At 35.2% G+C, this 22,958-nt stretch carries 21 protein-coding genes and 1 pseudogene; 13 read left to right on the plus strand and 9 right to left on the minus strand.

From position 1 onward, the window contains the following. A pseudogene (locus PQO00_RS17265) lies at window positions 1-446 on the minus strand (hypothetical protein); the annotation flags it as partial. A gap of 75 nt (window positions 447-521) precedes the next feature. Then, window positions 522-1,052, minus strand: a complete 531-nt coding sequence (locus PQO00_RS17270) for an RNA polymerase sigma-70 factor (RefSeq protein WP_274186108.1) — start codon at window positions 1,050-1,052, stop codon at window positions 522-524. Window positions 1,053-1,640: 588 nt separating this feature from the next. Here PQO00_RS17270 and PQO00_RS17275 point away from each other — a divergent pair. The 7 genes from PQO00_RS17275 (at window position 1,641) to PQO00_RS17305 (ending at window position 8,265) form a co-directional block, all read left to right on the plus strand. Next, window positions 1,641-2,972, plus strand: a complete 1,332-nt coding sequence (locus tag PQO00_RS17275) for a cytochrome ubiquinol oxidase subunit I (RefSeq protein WP_274186109.1) — start codon at window positions 1,641-1,643, stop codon at window positions 2,970-2,972. Window positions 2,973-2,975: 3 nt separating this feature from the next. Further along, window positions 2,976-4,049: a cytochrome d ubiquinol oxidase subunit II gene (gene cydB, locus PQO00_RS17280; protein ID WP_274186110.1), complete on the plus strand. Its 1,074-nt coding sequence runs from the start codon at window positions 2,976-2,978 to the stop codon at window positions 4,047-4,049. Window positions 4,050-4,060: 11 nt separating this feature from the next. Next, window positions 4,061-4,357: a hypothetical protein gene (locus PQO00_RS17285; protein WP_274186111.1), complete on the plus strand. Its 297-nt coding sequence runs from the start codon at window positions 4,061-4,063 to the stop codon at window positions 4,355-4,357. A 475-nt stretch (window positions 4,358-4,832) separates the two neighbouring features. Then, window positions 4,833-5,162 carry a hypothetical protein gene (locus PQO00_RS17290; RefSeq protein ID WP_274186112.1) on the plus strand — a complete coding sequence of 110 codons (330 nt, stop codon included), beginning with the start codon at window positions 4,833-4,835 and terminating at the stop codon, window positions 5,160-5,162. Between the two features lie 3 nt (window positions 5,163-5,165). Continuing rightward, window positions 5,166-5,468, plus strand: a complete 303-nt coding sequence (locus tag PQO00_RS17295; protein WP_274186113.1) for a hypothetical protein — start codon at window positions 5,166-5,168, stop codon at window positions 5,466-5,468. Then, window positions 5,468-7,135 (plus strand): PepSY domain-containing protein, encoded by a 1,668-nt coding sequence (locus PQO00_RS17300; RefSeq protein WP_274186114.1) that lies wholly within the window; start codon window positions 5,468-5,470, stop codon window positions 7,133-7,135. The genes PQO00_RS17295 and PQO00_RS17300 overlap by 1 nt, the downstream gene beginning before the upstream one ends. Before the next feature lie 401 nt (window positions 7,136-7,536). Continuing rightward, the gene (locus PQO00_RS17305) at window positions 7,537-8,265 is read left to right on the plus strand and encodes a hypothetical protein (protein WP_274186115.1); all 729 of its coding nucleotides are present in this window, start codon (window positions 7,537-7,539) and stop codon (window positions 8,263-8,265) included. Between the two features lie 89 nt (window positions 8,266-8,354). Here the strand turns inward: PQO00_RS17305 and PQO00_RS17310 are convergent, their stop codons facing one another. Together PQO00_RS17310 and PQO00_RS17315 are read right to left on the minus strand one after the other, a co-directional pair. Beyond that, window positions 8,355-9,071, minus strand: a complete 717-nt coding sequence (locus PQO00_RS17310) for a DUF4198 domain-containing protein (RefSeq protein WP_274186116.1) — start codon at window positions 9,069-9,071, stop codon at window positions 8,355-8,357. A 113-nt stretch (window positions 9,072-9,184) separates the two neighbouring features. After that, entirely contained in the window at window positions 9,185-11,524 is a 2,340-nt protein-coding gene (locus PQO00_RS17315; RefSeq protein WP_274186117.1) for a TonB-dependent receptor, read from the minus strand. A gap of 78 nt (window positions 11,525-11,602) precedes the next feature. On the opposite strand from PQO00_RS17315, the gene PQO00_RS17320 reads away from it, so the two are divergent. From PQO00_RS17320 to PQO00_RS17345, 6 genes are all read left to right on the plus strand, one after another. Continuing rightward, window positions 11,603-12,592: an AraC family transcriptional regulator gene (locus tag PQO00_RS17320; RefSeq protein WP_274186118.1), complete on the plus strand. Its 990-nt coding sequence runs from the start codon at window positions 11,603-11,605 to the stop codon at window positions 12,590-12,592. 471 nt (window positions 12,593-13,063) lie between these two features. Then, the gene (locus PQO00_RS17325; protein ID WP_274186119.1) at window positions 13,064-13,618 is read left to right on the plus strand and encodes an NUDIX domain-containing protein; all 555 of its coding nucleotides are present in this window, start codon (window positions 13,064-13,066) and stop codon (window positions 13,616-13,618) included. A 25-nt stretch (window positions 13,619-13,643) separates the two neighbouring features. Beyond that, window positions 13,644-14,318 carry a PrsW family intramembrane metalloprotease gene (locus PQO00_RS17330; RefSeq protein ID WP_274186120.1) on the plus strand — a complete coding sequence of 225 codons (675 nt, stop codon included), beginning with the start codon at window positions 13,644-13,646 and terminating at the stop codon, window positions 14,316-14,318. 431 nt (window positions 14,319-14,749) lie between these two features. Continuing rightward, window positions 14,750-15,238 carry an acetyl-CoA carboxylase biotin carboxyl carrier protein subunit gene (locus tag PQO00_RS17335; RefSeq protein ID WP_274186121.1) on the plus strand — a complete coding sequence of 163 codons (489 nt, stop codon included), beginning with the start codon at window positions 14,750-14,752 and terminating at the stop codon, window positions 15,236-15,238. 42 nt (window positions 15,239-15,280) lie between these two features. Next, on the plus strand, window positions 15,281-16,744 hold the full coding sequence (locus tag PQO00_RS17340; protein WP_274186122.1) for an acetyl/propionyl/methylcrotonyl-CoA carboxylase subunit alpha: 1,464 nt from the start codon (window positions 15,281-15,283) through the stop codon (window positions 16,742-16,744). A gap of 81 nt (window positions 16,745-16,825) precedes the next feature. Then, window positions 16,826-18,367 (plus strand): acyl-CoA carboxylase subunit beta, encoded by a 1,542-nt coding sequence (locus PQO00_RS17345; RefSeq protein ID WP_274186123.1) that lies wholly within the window; start codon window positions 16,826-16,828, stop codon window positions 18,365-18,367. Window positions 18,368-19,424: 1,057 nt separating this feature from the next. On the opposite strand, the gene PQO00_RS17350 is transcribed toward PQO00_RS17345, so the two are convergent. The 5 genes from PQO00_RS17350 to PQO00_RS17370 form a co-directional block, all read right to left on the minus strand. Then, window positions 19,425-20,516, minus strand: coding sequence for an amidohydrolase family protein (locus tag PQO00_RS17350; RefSeq protein WP_274186124.1), 1,092 nt, complete (start codon window positions 20,514-20,516; stop codon window positions 19,425-19,427). A 69-nt stretch (window positions 20,517-20,585) separates the two neighbouring features. Further along, window positions 20,586-21,116 carry a GNAT family N-acetyltransferase gene (locus tag PQO00_RS17355; RefSeq protein WP_274186125.1) on the minus strand — a complete coding sequence of 177 codons (531 nt, stop codon included), beginning with the start codon at window positions 21,114-21,116 and terminating at the stop codon, window positions 20,586-20,588. A 10-nt stretch (window positions 21,117-21,126) separates the two neighbouring features. Further along, the gene (locus PQO00_RS17360) at window positions 21,127-21,747 is read right to left on the minus strand and encodes a DEAD/DEAH box helicase (RefSeq protein ID WP_274186126.1); all 621 of its coding nucleotides are present in this window, start codon (window positions 21,745-21,747) and stop codon (window positions 21,127-21,129) included. 183 nt (window positions 21,748-21,930) lie between these two features. Next, window positions 21,931-22,509: a YceI family protein gene (locus PQO00_RS17365; RefSeq protein WP_274186127.1), complete on the minus strand. Its 579-nt coding sequence runs from the start codon at window positions 22,507-22,509 to the stop codon at window positions 21,931-21,933. A gap of 30 nt (window positions 22,510-22,539) precedes the next feature. After that, window positions 22,540-22,893 (minus strand): nuclear transport factor 2 family protein, encoded by a 354-nt coding sequence (locus tag PQO00_RS17370; protein WP_274186128.1) that lies wholly within the window; start codon window positions 22,891-22,893, stop codon window positions 22,540-22,542. Window positions 22,894-22,958: the final 65 nt, after the last annotated feature.

Below are 22,958 nucleotides of genomic sequence, written 5' to 3' on the forward strand. Positions count from 1 at the left end.
CCCGATCGGTAGGGCCGTCCCTTTTCCAGGGCCACCTCGGAACCGTCCGCCAACGTCAGGGTCGCCCTGTCGGTGCCCGTACTTATATGGTTGTCCGCAACAATGGTGCCTACCGTCGGTGCTCCGTTTCTGTCCAGAAGGAACGTGGCGCCGAGCAGGATGGCCACGGAGGCAGCTACCGCAATGTACCGGCGGTCCCTGTTCTTCCTGGCGCGCCTTTCCCTGGCCCTGGCCATGATCGTATTCCGGATCTTCTGCTTGTCCAGTCCATCCATGAGCCGTGAGCGTTCTTCCCTTTTGCCCTTATCGGTTATATTGAGGAGTATGCGCTTTTTATCGTCTTCGGTAAACATATTAAATTCCTCTATATCAATGGGGTCTCCGCCCTTCAACAGCGAGGCGGCGATCTTCTCCGAAAGTAATTTGATCTTATCTAAACGGTCCATGGGCTAAGATATAGCGGTTGTATATTACTATAACGTAAGGGGAGGGAAAGGGAGGGGGTAAAAGTTTGGGGAATCTTATTTTGTCCTTAAGTGCCCCAGGGCCTTCCTCAGCTTTTTATAGGCGGTCTTCTTGTACTCCTTGACCGTATGGACGGATATGCCCATTTTTTCGGCTATTTCCCTGTTGGGGCAATCCTCCATGCTCAGCCTGATGGCCTCGGCACATCTGTCGGGGAGCGACCTTATTGCTTTTTCGATAATACCGGAGGTTTTTATTGTAGTAACTTCCGATAAGAAGTATACTTCGCTTTGTAGGACTTCCAGATCCTGCGGGGTACGGGCCTTGACGTCCCTGGCATACTTGCTCCTCAGTACATCGAGGGACCTGTTCCTGACCGCCGTATAGAAGAAGCCCTCGACCTTGTCCTTATCGGGAAAGGCGGTCCTCTCCGCCAATACCTTCGTAAAGACGTCCTGGACGATGTCCTCGGAAAGCCCCAGGTCGCTGACGTACCTATGGGCAAAAAGGCAGAGCGGGCCACATAGGCGCTCGAAAATGTCCTCGAACTCGTTCTGGGTCAGCCTGTATTTCCTGTCCTGGCGCATTTGTCTGTATAGGGTTTTTGGGCGCGCGTCCTTTTTGAGCGGAACGCACGCGGTACTGTCCTTAGGGGGAACGGATACTTCTTTCTTCCGGGGACCGCGGGTGCCACGGACGGTCTTTCCAAAAGGGCTGCAGGGGGTACGGGACCAAAGGGCCGTGCTCCAATGGTGATCGCCAATCTGGGGCCGGGGCCCGTCAGCAGTCCAAATTATCTTACAAGTTTAAACAAAAATAAACAGGTAAAAAAATTATATTTTTATGGGCCCGGCGATTATTTTGGACAAGAGGGCCTTGGTACACCTATGGCCAGGGTCGTTTGAACAAACGTAAAAAACTGTAATTGACCGAGTTATATGCACAGGCAAGGCAAGGGTCGCCTTCGATGGACCAATGCCCGTTTTAATGGGCCCTGCATGAAATATTTAGGGGCCGTGGGGCTGCAATTTTTTTTAATTTTGCCTATCTTTATGGTGTAAAATCAATATTACAAACCTTAAAAATTTTGCTCGTGCCAAACCCCAAAATGAATGTCTCTTTACTGCACTATTCTTCATATTCGAAGCCATTCACTTTCTTAAAAAACAAATAGTATGGAGGATATGATTTTTTACGATAGACTGCAATTTGCATTTACTATCACTTTCCACTATATATTTCCACAGTTGACCATGGGCCTATCGCTAATAATAGTCTATTTCAAAGGAAAATATTTAATAAAAAAAGTCGAAAGATATAATGATATTGCAAAGTTCTTGATGAGGATATTTGCTGTTAATTTCACCATGGGGGTTATTACCGGGATTCCCATGGAGTTTCAATTTGGAACCAATTGGGCCAAATTCTCGGAACTTACAGGAAGTATTATAGGTCAGACCTTAGCCATGGAAGGCCTGTTTTCCTTCTTCCTGGAATCCTCTTTCCTGGCTCTTTTTATTTTTGGAGAGAAACTCATGGGACAAAAATTACACTTTTTAACTGGTTTTTTAGTTTTTCTGGGGTCTTGGGGAAGTGGTTGGTTTATATTGGCTACCAATGCCTGGATGCAACATCCTGTGGGTTATGAAATATTGGATAACGGCAAATTTGTTCTAGAAAATTTTTCTTCCCTTTTTAGTAACCCCTGGCTGCTTCCCGCTTTTTTACATAATCAGTTTGCTTCTGTTGTAACGTCTTCTTTTGTTGTAGCTAGCATAGGGGCTTTTTATATCTTAAGGAACAAAAATTTAGAATATGGCAAACTGCTTTTAAAAACGGGTGTTGTTTTTGGATTGGTATCAAGCATCCTTTTGGCTTTCCCAACTGGGGATTGGAATGCTAAAAACGTAGCCAAATACCAACCGGCATCATTTGCTGCCATGGAAGGTATTTTTGAAACGGAGGAAGCAGGAGCTGAAATTATTCTAATTGGCCAACCCAATATGGTTGAAAAAAAATTGGATAATAAAATTGCCGTGCCAAATATATTAAGCTTTTTAACCTACCAAAAATGGGACAAGCAAATTCCTGGAATGGACAAATTTAGCCCGGAAGAACTCCCCGACAATATCCCGGCGCTTTATTACTCGTATCATATCATGGTAGGTTTAGGTACTATTTTTATTGGTATTATGGGCTTGGCAGGATTCTTTTTATGGCGAAGAAAACTTTTCGACATGAAGCCTTTACTTTGGTTCATCATGTTTTTAGTGCCTTTTCCGTATATCGCCAATATAACAGGGTGGTATGTTGCAGAGTTGGGCAGGCAGCCCTATTTAGTTTATGGCCTACTAAAAACGAGCGAAGGGATCTCCCCTACCGTTTCTTCGGGAAATACCTTATTTACACTATTGGGTTTTGTCGCTATATATCTATTACTGGGTCTATTATTTTTAATATTGGTCGGTAAAACGATTCATCAAGGCCCTAAACACCAAACACATTAAATTATGGAAATATTTTGGTTTATCATCATCGCTATTGTATTAATTGTATTTTTTGTGTTGGATGGTTACGACTTTGGAGCTGGCATCATTCATTTATTTTATGCTAAAACAGAAAAGGACAAAGAGGTTATTGTTAAGTCTGCCGGATTGTTCTGGGACTCCAATGAAGTTTGGCTGGTCGCTGCTGGAGGGATGCTCTTTATGGCTTTCCCAACATTTTACGCCTCTGTTTTTAGTGGTTTTTATCTGCCTTTAATGATTGTTTTATGGTTAGTTATATTTAGGGCCATAGGATTGGAACTTAGAGGCCAGTTTGATTATGAAATGTGGAAAGATATTTGGGACAAGGCTTTTGGGGTTTCGAGTTTCCTATTAGCATTGTTTTTTGGTATTGCTTTGGGCAATATGGTAAGGGGCGTTAATTTAGGAGGTGTCGAGAACGGTCTGTCTACATATGAAGCGCATTATTTTTTCCTGCCATTATGGAGCTCTAATTTTAGTCCTTTAAACGAGTCCCCAGGTGTGATCGATTGGTTTACGATTATTATAGGTTTAATTACGTTGGTTACTTTAGCCATCCACGGTGCCAATTGGATTATTTTAAAAACTAACGCCTCTATAAACAATCAGCTTAAAACGGTTATTTTAAGATTAAATATAGCCCTATCGATATTAACGGTATTTTCTTTAATGGTCTGGCAAACAATCAATCCGAATTCTTTAGATAATTTTATGGAGAGCCCTTATCTAATCATATTTCCTATCATTTATATTTCTGGGCTAATGGGCTTGTTTTTTATCAAAAAATTAAAAAAAGACATTTATGGTTTTGTATGCTCCACCTTGCTGATACTTGGGGGAATCTCTTCTTCCTTGGCATCTATATTTCCGGCCATGCTGCCTTCAAACAACACGGTAAATGAATCGTTAACCATTTACAATACCGCTGCGCCCGAATATGGATTGTCCGTGGCCCTTAATTGGGGCATTATTGGCTTTATTCTTCTGTTTATATATGTGATTATTCAGAAAAGACTCATGGGAGGAAAAATCGATACTATGGACTATGGTCATTAATACATATGCTTATGACAGATACTTTAATATCCCTAATAAGTATTTTAACTGGGATTATTGGGGGCCATATTACAGGCTCTATTTTTAAGGTATATTCATTAGGAACTATAGGCAATACCATCGCCGGTGTTTTTGGCTGTATCTTCTTAATTAAATTTTTAGGCGGGTTGGGCTTTGGTCCCAAATCGATCGTTCAATCTGGAAATGTTCATTTGGGTCTGCTTGTTCTAAATCTTTTTGTGTCTTTTATGGGTGGTGCTATGGCAGTGATTTTAATCCAGAAATTAAAAACCAGGATGAAACGTTAAGTTTTTATAAACTACTTTTAGGACAAAGCTATGAGGTAGTAAATTCCGAAAAAAGAAAAATGAAGCAATCCGAGCATTTTAGGTTTTCCATCTTTCTCTCTTCCTTTATAATAAGCCTTAATTTCTGGGTCGTTGTTTAAAGCAGCCATGGCCTACAAGTGTAATTGTTTTTTAAGGGCTCTATAATAACTTCATTCTCAAATAAATAAATATTTTATTAAAAAAAAACATAAAATATTATTCTATTTAGAATCATTCTTAATAAATTTGCGGATAATACACTTATTATTCTTATTTAGAATAGATAAGAACGCTATTTTTTAGTACAAGAAAAGAATAACTATAAATGAACAATTAATCCCTGATCATTCTCACTTTGCTATGGCCTTTTTCTTTTGCTCAAACTGGAACTGTAAGAGGAATTATTATAGACAACACACAAATACTTAAGTTGGGGGATGATTAAAAATATGATATGATAACAAGCAGTATATTATTCATTTTTGTTGGAAGTTTTTTTCTGTACAATGCATCAGAAAAAGTAGCAGCAAACGATGGCTTAAGAATTCAAAAAAGGATGCGCTCTAAACCTAAAATTTCAAAAGTCCTAGGGCTAGTATCATACATTTTGGCATTAATAATGGCTATAATATCTTTTGGTACCACTTCTGGAATATTGTTTTGGCTGTTATCATTGGTTTTAATTTTAGGGCTCACCGTGATAATGTCCCCTTTAAAGAAAGGACTTTATAAGCCTGTTTCTGTTTTGCTTTTCACCTTATTAATATTCGAATTATTTTTTTAAACTATGCCGGCAAATCTTAAATATTTAAATAAATCACCATGGCAACAATTCGCTAAAATCTCTGCAGGTATTTTAGGCGGTTATATTATTACTGCGCTTTTCCATATGTCCTTAGCACTTTGGTTGCCAAATCCACAAGGTATTTTAATTAGCTTTATATTCACTTTTTTTATTGTTTGGTGCACTTTACTAACGATTCCTTTTTTATTTAATAATGGCTGGAAAGCTTGGCTGCTTTATATGGGTATTATAGCTATCCTTTTGGGGGTCTACATTTTAGGAAATCAACACAACCCCTTTATATAATGAGCAAAAGAAATTATAATGTGTTCTTTAATACACATACTGTTAGTGGTATCGTAATTAGCGTCGCCCTATATATAATCTTTTTTGCGGGGGCTTTTGCTTTATTTAAAGATGAAATAGCCATTTGGGAAGATGGCAGCCCCATCCACCATATTGAAAGAAAGGATATTAATTTCGACCATATTTTAAAAAAGCTAGACCATAAACATAAATTAACAGGAAGGGATCTCCAATTATATTTATATAAAAAAAACGATAAGATCAGCATTTCTATAAGTGCCAGTAAAGACACCTTGGCCTCCGAAAAAGCAAAGCAAGGCCACTTTTTTTATGCTGATATAAATACGGTTGATACAAAAACATATTCAGAACAATATTCCTTAGGGGAGTTTTTATATCGTCTACACTTTTTTGCGCAATGGCCTAGATTCGGGATATATCTTTCGGGTTTTGTTGCCTTATTTTTCTTATTCGCTATCGTAACAGGTGTTATTGTCCATTGGAAAAAAATCATCCCTAACTTTTATACTTTCAATCCGCGAATAGCTTTAAAAAGGGTTTGGACTGATGCGCACACGGCTCTTGGAATTATCGGGCTTCCTTTTCAATTCATTTTTGCCGTCACAGGTGCCTATTTTTGTTTAAGTGTCTTAATATTGATTCCTGCCAATGCTTTATACAATAACAACCAAGCTAAATTAATGGAGGTCTTGCGTCCAGAAAGTCAAAACTATGAATGGATAGCTACAAGCCAAAAAGAGATTCCCAGTTTTAATGAATTTGCAAAAAAAGCAGCAATGCAATGGGATAACTTTCACTTAACAAGAGCGTATATTAAAAATTACGGGGGCTCCAATATGAAATATATCATAATTGGCGAGCTTCAAGCTAGTGAGCGTTTTATAAGTACTGGCCGTATTATATTTGATGCTTACGCAGGAAATATATTGGAAAAAAAATCACCTCATGAAGGTGTTTATACAGAAGATGTACAACATGTTATAAGACGTTTGCACTTCGCAGATTTTGGTGGCTTGCCTTTAAGAATCGTTTATTTTATTTTAGCACTCATTACCTGTTTTGTCATTATTACCGGTGTTTTAATCTGGATCGAAGCGCGTAACAAAAAAAGTATGACCATTAACCAAAGGCTATATACAGCTAAAGTTGGTCATATCTATTTAGCGATTTGTTTATCCATACTTCCAGTAACAGCATTGGCATTTTTATTTGTAAAACTTTCTAACGGTTATTTTGAAGATAAACAAACAGCCATATATTGGTTTTATTTCATATCATGGCTGTTTGCTATTCTATTTTTCAGATTTAAAAGGGACAATTACTTTACGAATAAATACTGTTTGTTATTTGGAGCCATTTTAGGTTATTTAATCCCTCTTACTAATGGGTTTATATCTGGTAATTGGTTTTGGGCAACCCTTGCACAACATCAATTTGATATTTTATTAATTGATGTTTTATGGATGCTCATTGCTTCCTGCTCCCTACTCTTCTATTTTAAAATTCAACCAAAAAATAAAATGCAAAGTGCTTTTAACAAAAATCCCATAGATTATAAAAATATTAAAGCCCTAAAAGCAGCAGAAGCTAAAGCGATAAGTAAAAAAAACGCGTTTAAAGATCCCAGAGCAAGCCTTGGAACCTGAAAATAGACTCCAGGGTCGAGGGATATTAAACCTGAGCCCCGATAAATACTAAAACATTTACCCTGAACTCATTTCAGTAAGTTCGGTACAGATAAGTTTTGCACATAAAGTAGAATGTCCCTACCATGACAAAAGCATGGACTAATAAAAGCCATCTACTTCATACAGAAAATAAACCACTATGGATTGGAAATCCATAGTTTTTAAACAAGCATGAAATTCTATTTTTGGTATAGTGTCATCCCGACGGAGCAAAGCGACGAGGAATCTCATAATTTTAATTTTATGATGTGATTCCTCTGCATTCGAAATGACAAAATACTCTTAAAATTTTATAGAAACTAAAGTAACTGCAATGAAATTGCAGGGTTTTAACCTTTAATACCAATTTGAATATAAATATGATCACTTTTTATGCTTCCCCTTCAGAAATCACTGTACAACACCGAATAACCGAGCACGTATTCAATCGTTTTGGAATAGATGCTAACAATACCTGCCAAATTATTGAAAACACGGCATTAACAGAGATAAACCCCGATTTTTTAGTTGCTATCCTAAATGTATTTTGTAATTATGAAGACGTTGACATTAATTTATTTTCAAAATATCCGGTTCCTGTCGTTGTAGACTACTTAGTACGTTCTCATAAGTATTATATGGAAAAGATATTACCGGAAATTGGGCAAAGTATTGCTATTTTACTTAGTAATTACCCTAAATCGCACCCACTACTGGAAAATTTATATAAATTTTATTTTAAATATAAGGTTGATTTACAAGAACATTTTAACGAAGAAGAAGATACATTGTTTTTGTATGCAAATAGTCTATACAAAGCTAGATTCTTTAAAAAAGAGATTTCTTTTTTTATAGAATTTTTACAGAAAAACTCTATTGATGATTTTGTAGAGACACATTCCGACACCGTTGAAAACCTATCAAATATAATAAACGTTCTTTTGCAATACGAACCACCAAAAACCAATAGATCTTCTTTTAGAATACTGCTTGAAAAATTAAAGAACTTTGAATATGACTTAAATATTCACGCATTTATTGAAGATAGAGTATTAATAACGAAACTCTATAATTTAGAGAAAAATATAAAGCTAGAAGTTAATAATTAAGCACAAAAAAGCATTAAATTAAATAGCCCTGAATATAAAAATTCAGGGCTATTTTGTAAATTATAGAGGAAAAAGACAACCAACTGTCCCTATAAAATACAGTATGTTACACAATGCCAAATAAACTCATAATCTTCTCCCTTATATTTACCGGGCACTTCTTCTTTAGTTGTTGTTTCTATTATATATTTTGTTTCCCATGGTAATTTAAAAGATACCAAGCCATTATCGTCCGTTTCTAAAGTTTTAGACCACAAATCGGACACATAAATCTTCACTTCGTTTTTTGCTAATGGCTTATTTTTATATAATACCTGAAGCTTTATTTCTTTTTTGTTTTCTGAAACGTCTTTCAAGGTTATTCCTTTACTGTTCAAAACTCTTGTTTGGCCTCCAGCATTCCCAACATTTACTTTAGCTACTGCATGGTAATGTGTTTTAAAAATACCAAAGTCGTATTGTGTATAATCAATAACATCGATTTTATCATTATTCAAAATAATAGTATAAGTTCCTTTTGAATCGGGCGTGAAAGTACCTAAATAGTAATTTTCTGTTGGGGTGACTTTTATCTGTGTTTTATTACCGGCTGCATCGACTACCCAAAGTTTAAAATCTTTTACTTTTGGAAATGCTTCTCCTTTTACTTCTTCAATAACTCCATAAGTATACTCTCCATAATATACCTTTACTTCTTGTTCTTTACCAATGGTCCCATTAGGATTGGTTTCTATCCATAAATAATGCGCAAAAGTTTGTGTTGTTGCGAATACGATGAATGCGATTGTTAAAATTGATTTTTTCATTTTTTCTTTGTTTTAAATTGTAAAAACAGCCTTCCTGTTTGGATAAGAAGGCTGTAAAAATTAAACTAACTCAATTATATTTCAAACTAACTCACTCAATTATGAAATATATCTTAAAACTTGTAGGTCAATGTTATTCTTCCGTTAATTCCAGGTTCAGATTGCCAGTATAAATAGCTCCCATAATTAGCACCAGAATACAAATATTCGTCTAAAATATTATTTAGATTTGCTTGTATCCTAAAGGTTTTATTCTGCCAAGATATACCGCCATCTAATCTAAAATAATCGGGCAAATCAGTTTTATTATCTGCTCCCCAGGCCCAACTAGAACGATCTACTTGATACTGGTAACCTAATGACACCCCAAGACCGCTTAATTTTGAGTGAGAGGCAAAATTATAATTTAACCAACCATTCGTAACATGCTTTGCATGCCCTGCTACTCTATTTCCCACATTATCTGGGTTAATATCTTTTGTAACCTCTACATTGGTATTTGCATAATTTAACACAGCATTTAATTCTGGGGTGATCTCTCCTTGAAGGTCAAATTCAATTCCTTTAGATTGTACCTCGCCTAATTCTATAACATATCTATTATCTCCAGGATCTGCAAATGCAATATTTTCTTTAGTTATTTGATAGACTCCCAACGTTGCCTTTAAACGCCCATTAAAAAAGATTTTCTTAAGACCTCCTTCAAGGTCTATCGCTTCAACAGGGTTTACTGCCTCTTCATTACTTGTTCTTCCATTTTGAGGTAAAAACGATTGATCGTATAAAGCATACACCTTTAATGAAGGCAAGACATCGACACTTAAGCCAATTCTAGGTGTAAATTCGGTATCGTTTTCATTTTTACCCACTGTAGATAAATTGGTATATCTACCAGCAAGTGTTAACCTTACCTTATCATTGGCAAAACCTACTTCATCTTGTAAATAAACAGATCGGTTTATAAAACCATTATAGGGCGTCCCACCATTTCTATGCCTAACGTTAGAAGTATCAAAGCTCGGTGTGCCCGTATTACCATAAACTGGGTTATAAATATTAAAAGGTGTGCTGGAGTCTACTACAAAAGGGGCTTGTTCAAAATCTGCCCAATAATTTTTATCTGTATAATCAAAACCAACTAAGATCTTGTGATTGATCCCGCCCGTATTAAATTTACCATGAACATATGTTTGGAAATATTTACCTAAAGATAAGGCATCCCAATCATATACATAACGTGTAGCATCACCTGTCTCTGTAATACTTGCCCAAGCAGAATTACCATCTTGTTCATATCTTAAATAAGCAAACTGAGTTTCAAAACTCCAATTTTCAGAAAATTCATGCTTAAAATTAGTAAATGAGGTAAATTGATTAATATCTGTTTCGGGGTAATTCGTATCTACAAATTTAAAGTTCCTGTCTAAGCTTCCAAAACCATCGGCTACTGGAGCAAATATATATGCAGAACCAATAAGGCTTTCTGCCTTTTCTATATTTGCCTCGGTTGTTAAAGATGTTTTTTCTGAAAAATTATATGTTATACCCGGTGCAATAGCAAAACGCTCTACATCTTCATCACCTCTATGTGAATCGCTTGTTTGATACATGGCATTAAAACGGTACAATAATTTTCCATTTTCAGTTAATTTACCTCCAAGATCTAAAGCGCCTCTATAAAAATCGAAACTACCGGCAGTAAGAGATATATTAGCTATTTTATTGGCTACTGGTTTTTTAGTAACTACATTATAAAAACCACCAGGTTCACCAGCAGAAAGCATAAAACCAGAAGGTCCTTTTACAAACTCAACGCTTTCCACAAGACTAATATCTTCGGATAATGGTCCCCAGGTATCGGATACATTAAAACCATTTCTAAAAGCTGGTAACCTAAAGCCTCTCATGTTTACACGCGCAAAATGTCCCCAGTGCTCTAACATAGTGACACCACTAACGTTTCTTATAACACCATCCATGATACTGGTTACTTGTTGATCCATAAGTAAATCACTGTTTATAACCTGTACATTTTGTGGAAGGTTCACTATTTCGGTTTTTAAACGGAGGGATCTTGATGGTGTTTTTACGCTATATTTATTTTTTTTATGCCCTTCTACAAAAATTTCATCCAATTTTTCTTCATCCTTCTGTAAAGTAATCGCTGGAAGCGTTGTAGTTTGGTTCTTTTTGACCAATACTAAAACCTCTTCAGATCTATAGCCAACAAAAGAAACTTTAAGTGTATAGTTACCTGGTTTTATATTTTCAATTAAATAATCCCCAGAGCTATTTGTCATAGTTCCCTTGTTTGCTTTTTCAATTAAAATATTGGCATTTTCAATCTCATTCCCTTGTCTTGAAATGACCTTTCCTTTAATTTTTCCAACCTGCCCATATGACCATGTTGTTGAAAAAATAATTATTAATAGTGGTAGTAATTTTTTAATCATTATTTTTGTTATTTATATTTAGTCTAAATAAATTTAATGCAAAAATAGAATGGTTTTTCTATAAATAAATGACGTGATTTGAAGAAAAAAAGACGCAATACAGAAAATTATGAACTTATAAATTTAACAACATTAAAAACAAATTTAAAAGAACATATATCTGAAGGTATTTATAAAATTGAAGAAAATGGGCTTATAGAGATAAAACGTCATGTGATACCAAAATATGGCAAAGGAACGATTATTGAATTTTATTTTAATAATGTTGTCGTTTCTATAAGTAGGTATAGGTTAAACCATGATTTTATAATTTTTAACCAGGAAGAAAAAAATAAACTACAATTATCCTTTCTACTAGAAGGTGAAAAAATAATAGGTTTAAACAATTCAATCGAAGAACTTCCTTATGAAAGTCAAGAGTGCTACATGGCATATATTAAAACGTATTCTGGATACAATAAGGTATCAGGAAATAAGCCCTTTAAAGAAATCAAGATTACTTTATCGGAATCATTTCTCATGCAACATGGGATAGATAAAGACATTAAGTTTAAAAAATTAACCGATAACAATTTAATTATTCCAGTAACAAACGATTTATTTTCAGTTTTATCTGATTTAGAAACAAAAAAGATAAAAGGAATTTCACAAAAAATATATTTAGAAGCTAAAGTATTGGAGATCCTAGCCATCCAAATTGATAATTATAGAAATATAAATCTTAATAATTTAAATGCTCAGCACAATAAACATATAAAAAAGCTATATAAGCTTAAACAGTTTTTAAAGAATAATTTGGATAAAAATTACACCATTAATGAATTGGTAAAACAAGTTGGACTAAATGAAAATGTACTGCGAAGTGAATTCAAGAGAGTATTTGAATCTACCATTTCTAAATATTTTGTTGAAGAAAAAATGATTAGAGCTAAATACCTCTTAGAAAGTACAGAATTACCGATATATGAAATAGCTGAGTGTGTTGGATATAAAAATGCGACACATTTTACTGCTGCTTTTAAAAGGTTTTATAATGAAACACCTAAAGGATGTAGAATTAAAATATGAGTTTGGTCAACGTGAGTTCTATGATATAAGTTTTATTGAAAAGAATCAAATGAACCACTTGAAATACAGTCTTTTTTAAATACCTGTTTACCAATTTGTAATATATCGAACTGACGTTACATATTACTAATCTTTATAATGATGATTTCTTTCTATTAATTCTCAATAAACTTTAGTAGTTTTAACCTAAATTAAAAGTGAACCCCTAGGGCAAGCCCTGGCCCCTGAAAATCGACCCTAGGATCGAGAATTAATCTGGGCAAAGGGATTCGCCTGTCACGACAAAGGCGTGGTTCAACGATCTGTTTTGAATGCATTGCTTCGCAACTTTTCAAAACAGAGTTTTTCTGCCATGCTATAAGCGTAGACTAACAAAACCTATGTATGCTGTTACAACATCAGAAATATGTATTTGAAATTTCTCGAGAAATCATCTATTTAAATATAGTCCATCTACAAAATTTATAATATATGGACGAATACATAGATATAGTCACTAAAGAAGGAAAGCCTACTGGAAAATCCGAATTAAAATCTATAATTCATCAAAAAGGCTTTTATCACAATACAGCCCATATTTGGTTTTATACCAAAAAAGGAACCATCTTATTATCTCAACGTTCCGCAAAAAAAACGATTTGTCCATTGCTATGGGATGTATCTGTTGCCGGTCATGTAGATACAGGCGAAACTATAAAACAAGCGGCGATAAGAGAAACCAGGGAAGAAATTGGACTGTCCATTTCTGAAAATGATTTAAAGGATATAGGTGTTTTTGAATGCTTTCAAACCTATGAAAATGGTATTATTGATAATGAATTCCATAATACGTTTATTTGTGAGTTGAAAGTTCCTATTTCAAAATTATCCCCTCAGGAAGAAGAAGTTGAAGCGCTTAAATTAGTTTCCTTTGCCGATTTTAAAGCACTCATTAAAAATATTGGAAATAACGACAATCACTTTGTCCCTTCAAACAAACCATACTACAAGTCGGTATTACAAAACATCATTGAAATTATAAATTAACCCCTTATTTAAACACCTTTACAAAATGAACTTATTACTTATGGCCATTGCTCCTGTACTCATCATTATTATATATATCTATTTTAAGGATAAATATGAAAAAGAGCCCAAACGCTTGCTTTTTTATAACTTTCTTTTAGGAGCAATAGTCAGTGTCGTAATAACAACTATTTTATATTATGTATTTGATATCGTCTTACCTCTTCCTAACGACACCAGTATTTTTCAACAGTTCATTAAAGCATTTTTTGTTGTTGCTTTAACCGAAGAATTTAGTAAATACATCATTGTTCTCTATTACGCCCAAAAAAACAAAGAATTCAACGAGCCTTTTGATGGCATAGCTTATACCGTTATGGTATCTATGGGTTTTGCTGCTACAGAAAACATTTTCTATATACTAGAGGGCGGTTATCAAACAGCCTTAATAAGAGCTTTTACTGCAGTTCCTGCACATGCAACATTTGGAATCCTAATGGGCTTTTATATAGGAAAAGCAAAATTTTCGAAGCATAGAATTGGTTTAAACCTTATCGGTTTGCTGGCTGCTACTATATTTCATGGGGCTTACGACTTTTTCTTGTTTATAGATTTTGTACCAGGTGTATGGATAGGTGCATTTATATCACTTCTTATTGGAATCTTTCTCTCCCAAAAAGCCCTCAAGCGCCATCAAATAAATTCAAATTTTAATGTTTGATACGTTTTTTTAAATCACTTCATGACTTATCTCATAAATTAGGTGCTATCTTTTTGCTAGTTTAGCATAGCGTCGTTATGGTTATACCAAATGAATTTTAAAATGATAGGAAATAAATTTAAAATATATTTTCTTTAGATGTGATAAAAAACATATGCATAGCCTAGTTATGGTTATGGTTATGTTTTTTATTGAAATTTAAAGGAAATTGTAATCGAAGATCCATGAACACCAATTATAAAAATAAATGATAGTGAGCTAAACGGATTTAACCAGTTATTTTGAAGTTTTTTTGGTATTATACCATTTTCACTTGAGAATACGTGAAACGATTTATATGTACTATTTAAATCCAAATGGGATAAGCTTTACAAAACAAAATTTGGTATATAAAATTCATATATTTACTACAAATTAATTCAAAAACACCAATGAGTGACACTTTCAAAACTTCCGTAAATAACACTTTTGATTTTGAAATTAAGCATAGTGATATCTCAAATCTTGACGCTATACAAACTTCAGGATCAAAATTTCATGTTCTTAAACAAAACAAATCGTATAAAGCTGAAATTATACGATCCGATTTCAATAAAAAATTATATGAAGTAAAAGTTAACAATAATACATATAATATTAACATTTCAAATGATTTAGACATTTTAATAAAAGAAATGGGATTTGCCATGGGATCTACAAAGCATATAGATTCTGTTAAAGCACCTATGCCCGGACTTATTCTAGAAATAAATGTAAAAATAAATCAGAAAGTGAAAGAAAATGACCCTCTTTTTATTCTTGAGGCCATGAAAATGGAAAATATCATTACATCACCATGCGATGGAATTATCAGGTCCATTTCTGCAAATAAAGGGGATGCCGTAGAGAAAAATCAACTCATCATAGAGTTCGACGCATAATACGTATTCAACAATGTGTATTCGTAGTTCAATTTATTTATTATGAAAAAAATACTAGTAGCTAATAGAGGCGAAATTGCCATAAGGGTTATGAAAACTGCTCAAAAAATGGGCATAAAAACAGTCGCTGTATATTCCGCCGCAGATAGAAACGCCCCACATGTAAAATTTGCAGACGAAGCCGTATGCATTGGGGAAGCACCATCTAATCAATCTTACCTTAAAGGTGATAAAATCATTGAGGTTGCCAAACAACTTCATGTAGACGGGATACATCCGGGATATGGCTTTTTAAGTGAAAATGCTGGTTTTGCAGAATTATGTGAACAAAATAGTATCGTTTTTATTGGTCCAAGATCTAAGGCCATTAAAATCATGGGGAGCAAACTAGCCGCAAAAGAAGCTGTTAAACATTATAATATTCCTATGGTTCCTGGAATTGATGAAGCGATAACAGATGTTGCCAAAGCTAAAACCATTGCTAAAGAAATAGGGTTCCCCATACTTATTAAAGCATCAGCTGGGGGCGGTGGAAAAGGCATGCGAATAGTAGAAAAAGAAAGCGATTTAGAATCTCAAATGAATCGAGCCATTAGTGAAGCGACTTCTGCTTTTGGAGACGGTTCTGTTTTTATTGAAAAGTACGTAACCTCTCCACGTCATATAGAAATTCAGGTAATGGCAGATAGCCATGGAAGTATACTGCACTTTTTTGAACGTGAATGTAGCATCCAACGTCGTCATCAAAAAGTAGTCGAAGAAGCACCATCATCCGTTTTAACTCCAGAATTAAGAGAAAAAATGGGAGAAGCTGCTATTAAAGTGGCCAAATCTTGTGATTACCTAGGTGCAGGAACTGTCGAGTTTTTATTAGATGCAGAACATAACTTTTATTTTTTGGAAATGAATACCAGGTTACAGGTAGAACACCCCGTTTCTGAATTAATTTCTGGTGTTGATCTGGTAGAGCTTCAAATACTTGTGGCCCGTGGTGAAGCCCTTCCATTAAAGCAAAGTGATTTAAAAATTAACGGACATGCCTTAGAATTACGTGTTTATGCCGAAGATCCATTAAATGATTTTTTACCTAGTGTTGGACATTTAGATGTTTATAAACTGCCTTCCGGGGATGGTATTCGCGTTGATAATGGTTTTGAAGAAAATATGGATATTCCTATTTATTACGACCCCATGCTTTCTAAATTGATTACTTATGGAAAAACAAGGGAAGAAGCTATTCAACTTATGATAAAAGCTATTGATAATTATCACGTGGAAGGCGTTCAAACAACCCTTCCTTTTGGGAAATATGTTTGCGAACATGAAGCCTTTCGTTCTGGAAATTTTGACACCCATTTTGTTAAAAATTACTATGCGCCCGAAGCTCTAAAAGAAGAAACAGAAAAAGAAGCTGAAATTGCGGCTTTAATTGCTGTTAAACAATATATAGAAGACCAAAAACTATTAAGAATACCTAATAATGGTTATTCCGCATTCCCTTACTGATCACAATTGAAGTTTGATGCTGAACGCCATAAACAATAAAATAGATTCTGTGCCTAGCGCAGAACAACAAAGCACTAACCTATGGATTCAAAAATAAAGAAACTAAACGAACATATGGCTTTAGCCTATTTAGGCGGGGGCCAAAAACGTATTGATAAACAACACCAAAAAAAGAAGCTCACAGCTAGAGAACGTATCAATTATTTTATGGACGAGGGCTCTTTTGAAGAGATTGGTGCTCTAGTCACTCATAGAACTACGGATTTTGGTATGGAAAATGACATCTATTTTGGTGATGGGGTCATTACCGGCTATGGCACCGTAAATGGTAGATTAGTATACGTGTATGCACAAGACTTTACCGTTTTTGGGGGTGCTTTATCTGAAACCCATGCTGAAAAGATATGCAAAATCATGGATCTAGCTGTTAAGGTTGGCGCTCCGATCATTGGACTAAACGACTCTGGTGGCGCACGTATTCAAGAAGGTGTTCGGTCTCTTGGTGGCTACGCAGATATATTTTATAGAAATGTACGAACCTCTGGGGTAGTCCCCCAAATTTCTGCTATTATGGGCCCTTGTGCCGGTGGCGCTGTCTACTCCCCTGCCATGACGGATTTTACAATAATGGTAGAAAACACAAGCTATATGTTTGTAACAGGTCCAAACGTTGTTAAAACGGTTACCAATGAAGAAGTCACTAGCGAAGAATTGGGCGGCGCCCATACGCATGCTTCAAAATCCGGTGTTGCACATAAAACCTCCGCAAACGATATTGAGTGTTTGGAAGATATAAAAAAACTATTGAGCTACTTGCCTCAAAACAATACAGAAACGCCTAAAAAATGGCATTATGAGCTAAAAGATGAAGTCAGAGACGTTTTATCGGACATAGTGCCAGACAATCCTAATAAACCTTATGATATGCATACTGTTATCTCTGGCATTATTGATGATGGCTCTTTTTATGAAATTCATAAAGACTATGCCGAAAACATCATTGTTGGTTTTGCAAGACTTGGTGGACGAAGTATTGGTATCGTTGCCAATCAACCCCTATTTTTAGCAGGTGTACTAGGGGTAAAAAGCTCAAAAAAAGCAGCACGTTTTACACGGTTTTGTGATTGTTTTAATATCCCGTTGTTGGTACTGGTAGACGTTCCCGGCTTTTTACCGGGTACCGACCAGGAATGGAATGGCATTATTGTTAATGGGGCAAAATTATTATATGCCCTGAGCGAGGCCACCGTGCCTCGGGTAACTGTTATTACAAGAAAAGCCTATGGTGGTGCTTACGATGTTATGAATTCTAAACACATCGGGGCCGATTTAAATTATGCGTGGCCAGGAGCAGAAATTGCTGTTATGGGAGCAAAAGGCGCCAGTGAAATTATATTTAAGCGAGAAATTGCTGCTGCTGATAATCCTGCTGAAAAATTGGCAGAGAAAGAAGCCGAATATGCAGATAAATTTGCTAACCCATACAAAGCTGCAAGACGCGGCTTTATTGATGAAGTCATTTTACCCGAAAACACACGAAGAAAGCTTATTAAAGCTTTTTCTATGCTAGAAGACAAACATGTTGACACGCCTAAAAGGAAACACGGAAACATACCTTTATAATACCATTTCTAATTTAAAAGGAGCCTGAAAACAGACTCCTTTTTAGCAATCTTGTAATATCCTCATGCAAGGCATATTACCATTTTCACAGGAAAAGCCATACAGAAACAGCTTTTCATGCTCCTTTTATACCAAATGAATTTTAAAATGATTGGTAATAAATTTGAATTATATTTTCTTTAGATGTGATAAAAAACATATGCATAGCCTAGTTCAATGTCATTAAGTTAAGGGAATTTGTTCTTTATTTGTCACATTGATTGTACTTCGTCTGCCTGCCCGTCCGGCAGCTACGGAGTACCCACAAATCATGATCTTCTGTCGCAGCCACAGATAAAAAGAACTCGCCTTATGTCCCTTGCTTTCTGTATAGGTTTGCCGTACCAGCCTCGCATACCGCTTTTTATAGAGCGCTCAGGTCTCTCTGCTAGCTGTTGGAAAAATACCATAGGGCTGTCCCCGACCTTTCGGAAGGGGACCGAGCGTTTAAAAATAGTCCGGTGGACTATTTTAGCGTAGGTGCCAGACTGCGCGAAGGACTAAAAAGCTTCGAGGAACAGGAGCATTGGCGTTGGACATTGCGGTGGGGCGACGCGAAGTTTTGGGCCCGGTTCTTCTCTGGCGACAGCATGAGAAGAAATCCCTCTCGAAAGGGCGTCTTTTCTTTTGTTACTTTTCTTTGGACGAGCAAAGAAATCGAAGATTCACGAACACCTATTTATCAAATAAAATCAGTGAGCTAAAAGTAAGTAAAAAAGGAAATAAGCTTTTGTTCTTTATATTGAAAAAAAATGTGGGTACACCGTAGGTCCGGCAGGCGGGCGCTCAGCATAAACTAAAGTCGAAATGCTAATAAAAACTAGAACTCCAATAGGTCTTCGACTGCGCTCAGACTGACATTATGGCCTTAACTTAATGACATTGAGCCTAGTTATGGTTATGTTTTTTTATTGAAATATAAAGGAAATAGTAATCGAAGATTCATGAACACCAATTATAAAAATATAAGATAGTGAGCTAAACGGATTTAACCAGTTGTTTTGAAGTTTATTTGGCATTAATTTGGAAATAAGCTTTTATCTAATCCTGGAACAAGGCGCAATGCATTTTTATAATAGACTTTTTTTAACACATCATCAGGTAAATCCATACCATACATTGGCCAAAAGGCATGATACTTTTTATGGTATGGAAAGTATTCATCTTTACTCTCTAAAACTCTAAAATAAGTAGGAAACTCTTCGGGTTTCCAACTATCCTTTCCAAACAAAATACGATCTTGATATTTTATAAAGAATTCTTTAGCAAATCGAGGCTGTCTACCTAATTCTGCTATAACAGCTGCAATTCCAACATTCATATTGGGTATATCGTCCAATAACCTGCCCAATGTACCCAAATCGTTTGCATACCATCCCATATGGGCATTAATAAATATGGTTTTAGGGTGATTTTTAAACATACTATGTTGTTCCCCTATAATCTGCTCCCACGGAGCTGGGTTAGTAGCACTTCGTTTTCTACGCGGATGCGTTTTTAATTCCAACCAGCGCTCATTATCTGCATCAAAGTCATCCCAAAAAGGCTTGGGATCTGCAGCATGGATAAGTACCGGTATTCCCAATTCCCCGCATTTGGCCCAAATGGGGTCTAATCGAGCATCATTAATTGCTACTCTTTCCCCATGAACATCTTGATCCCTTAACCCTAAGCTTTTGTACACTTTTAAGCCACGTGCACCATTCTTAACATCACGTTCTAATTGATTTACGATTTCTTCTATCCATCCTTTTTTTCCAACATTCCCATTAAAACTAATATTTGCAAATACCACAAAACGATTTGGATAATGATCATGAATGTTCTGTACAGACTTCTTTAAATCGTCACCTGTACGTCCACTTAAATTAACCATAATGCTCATATTTAGAGTATCCATAGCCTTTATTACGGGCGTTAAATCTTGATTTGCCATGCTATATTGATGACCGTGTACATCAATAAAGGGAAATTTTGCACGATTTATAACATGCCCAGGAACGACCAGTGTCGATTGGGGGTTATAATTTTCGAATGAAATATCTTGAGCTGTTATACAGCATGAAAAGAGCACAGCAAATAAAATGAAGATAATTTTTTTGGTAAGCATTTATCAATGGTTTAATTCACCATAAAAATATATATCTTCTCTTATCCAAACTAGTATTTTATGATGGGTTTAACTAAAAACACGTCCGTAGTAATCTAAATCTACAATGGCTCCCTGAGTTGTTTTATAATCCATTCTTATGGTGCCTTCTAATATAAAGCCATTTTTCTTGGCTACGGCTATACTACCCTTGTTGCGACTATGGGATCGGCATAATAATTTCTTAAATTGATGGACTTCAGAAAGGTGCGCTATAACTTTCCCTAATGACTTTGTAATGACTCCTTGTCCTTCGTAATTGGCATCAATAAAGTAACCGATTTCTGTTTTTGGAATACTCCAATCTATATTCTTTACATCGATAAAGCCTATAAAAGCATCTGTTTTTAAATCGCTTATTACAAAAGGGAAATAACTTTTATTTAATATCTTCTGTTCAATTTCGCGGCAATAATTTATGGTGTCGTCAAGCGTTTTTGTTTTAGAAACGGTACCTGCAAAAAAATCTTCTAAGCGTTTTCTATTGCTCTCAATAAGATTAAAAAACTTTTCGCTCTCACTTGTTGCTAAAGAAGCAATTTTAAAATTTCTAAATGTCATAGCCGTTTAACTATTGAAGTGATTTAGCATTGATAACTTGAGCATTGTACATAAATGATTCTTTCCAACGTTCAAAACGTTTATCAAACGCTGTTGAAAAAATCAAGTACTGGCATTTCCCTATACTTTCCGGTGTTCTTGTTACCTCTGTAAAATGATGACCTCTAAACAAAAACTCAGCATCCTCGACAATACACATTTGCAGCTTGTTTAAATTAATACCATTTAAGAAAAATATTCTGTTTAAACGCTTAGGTGTGGCAATAACAATATCGGTTCCAGTATATATTTCATCTCGCTGTATATCAATGTCATGTTCTTCATAAGCACAATAGACCCTTAAATCCGTGCCCCTTTTAAATAAATTGAATTCCAACTCTAGTGCTAACGCTGCCTGTTTATCCTTAACAAAAATTAAAGCACGGGGCGCATCCTCAAATGCCGATTTTAATCTTTGAACAACGCTTATTACCATACTCGTTGTTTTACCAGAACCATTAGGGGCTATAGCAAATAAACTAGCACCTCCTTTTATTTTCGATAAGATCTGTTTTTGAAATGCTAATGGTTCATCAAAACCTTTATGCGCCATGGTATCTTTTAGAGGGGGAATGAGTTTTTTAAATGACATCGTTTTTTCTTTGTATGAGAACAAAGATAGTATGAAATGCCATTAATAAAAGGATAAAATAAAAAGCACTCATAATAAATGAGTGCCCTTTCTTGCTATTAACCATCCATAATAAAGAATTCCTTGAAACGAACTATTCTCAAAAGCAAGCCATTGGAGTAAGCTTCAAGGAATTCTTTTCGATTAAAATTCTAAATCTGATGTTAAATCAAATTCGTCATAAATAGCTTTATCTTTTAAGTTCTCGAAAAAACTAGTTGATTTATACTCGATACCATATTTTGTTCTATCAACTTTTAAGGCAGCTGTTGCTTTATTTCCATAAACAGACATCGTAAATGTAATTGGATTTGTTTTACCTTTTATGGTTAGATCTCCAGTAACCGAATAAGCATTTTTCCCAGTTGATTTTACATTGGTAAATACTAATTTTGCTGTTGGATAGGCAGCTACATCAAAGAAATCACCAGCTTTTAAATGACCATCCAACTTTCCTTTGTACTCCCCTTGCATATCGGTAGTATTTATAGTTGTCATGTCCATAACAAACTCGCCTCCCACTAATTTAGCTCCCTCAAAGTTTAAAAATCCAGATTTTATAGCAATAGTCCCTTCATGGGACCCAGTTACTTTATAACCTTTCCAAACCACTTTACTTTTATCTACTTTTATCTCCTTTTTGTTTTTGTCTATTACCGTAAAGGACAATGTAAATAATGCTACTATTGTTAATACTACTAAATTTTTAATTGTGTTTTTCATTTTGTTATTTTTAATTGTTTTTGATTTAATTTATGATCCGTAATAAAATTTTTCTTTAATTATTTTTCCATCTTTCCAATCTTGTACTGCGACTTGTGTATAATTTTTTATGCCCCAATCTTTATGCGTATAGTCAAAATGCCATTCTACCATAGTTGTGTTTTCGCCCACGGTAACTTTTATTGGCTGAGCAGCTCTAAACTCGGTGATCGACGCAAAAAACGCTTCTTCTCTTTTTCTGTTTGCTGCTTTACCAACAACTTCCGGATTATCATTTTCTTGCATAATAACGGCTTCATGATAAAATTCATCAAACGCCTCTAAGGCTTTTCCTTGAATAATCATATCGTTTACTGTACTAATATTTTCTATTAATTTATTCATAACATATTGTTTTATTATTATGATACAAATGTCAAAAACATCTTTTTAATAGAAAACAATATAGC

Origin of the sequence: Flavivirga sp. 57AJ16 (assembly GCF_028736925.1) — a bacterium.
In the GTDB taxonomy this organism is placed as follows: Bacteria; Bacteroidota; Bacteroidia; order Flavobacteriales; family Flavobacteriaceae; genus Flavivirga.